Source organism: Roseateles sp. P5_B10, assembly GCF_056400485.1.
Map to the genome: position 1 here is coordinate 1 of NZ_JBFULE010001357.1, position 875 is coordinate 875.

The window sequence follows — 875 nt, forward strand, 5'->3', positions numbered from 1 at the left end:
GCTGGGGGACGTGCTGGGCGAGTCCTGGAAGCACTCTGGCTGGTGCTCCGCCGAAGTCACGGTGGGCGGTGTTGCCGTGAAGCTGTCCAGCGTCAGGTTCCCACCGCTCATTACCGGCTGGAACTGCGGGTCAAGGCGCGGCAGTGAATAGCTACCGCTGACGAGGGTCGGCGCGGTCAGAGGGATGGCAAAGGCCTCGGGCTGGCTGGGGTTCGCCGGGTTGGTGTTGGAGAAGCGGATCACGCCGCTGAGCAGATAGGCATAGCCGGCTCCCGTTCCGGCAAGGCTGTCCTTGCAGGACGCGACGGCGGCGGCGGTCACCGCTGAAACGGCGGTACCCGCTGCAAACTGAGTCGTGCATACACCCGTGATGACACCGGTCAGGTTGTTGAAGATCCAGACGTCCGCGCGCGCTCCGCTCGGGATGAAGGCGCTGTTCTTGCCATCCAGTTGCTTGGCCCCCGCCGGGATGACGGGGTTGCGGCCCGAGGGGTGGGTAACGGGCCCGGCGGGTGGTGCGAAACCCACCGCGGCGCTGAAGATGGGATCGACGCGCGCGATGACGGTGTCCAGGTTGACGAACTGTCGATCCCCGGCGCGGTCGATCCAGTCGACTCTCACGCGGACCTGCTTGGCCTGGACATCGGTCAGGTCGGTCACCGTGCGCTGCACGCTGTAGGTGGTGTTTGAATCCGCTGGCGTGACCGGCGCGGGCGCGGCCGGCGTGGTGATCTCGTCATAGACCGCGGCTGCAGCCGGCGTCGCAGCGCCACGCTCCAGTTCCGAAAAAGCCCTCAGGGTGGCGATTTCGGCCCTGGCAATCCGCATGGCCTCGCTGCGCTGCTTGGCCAAATCGCCGCCGCGGCGCAGATTGC

1 pseudogene is annotated in these 875 nt (G+C 67.2%); it reads right to left on the reverse strand.

The features are described from left to right. Positions 1–828, reverse strand: a pseudogene (locus tag AC1DU6_RS33295) (hypothetical protein); the annotation flags it as partial. Positions 829–875: the final 47 nt, after the last annotated feature.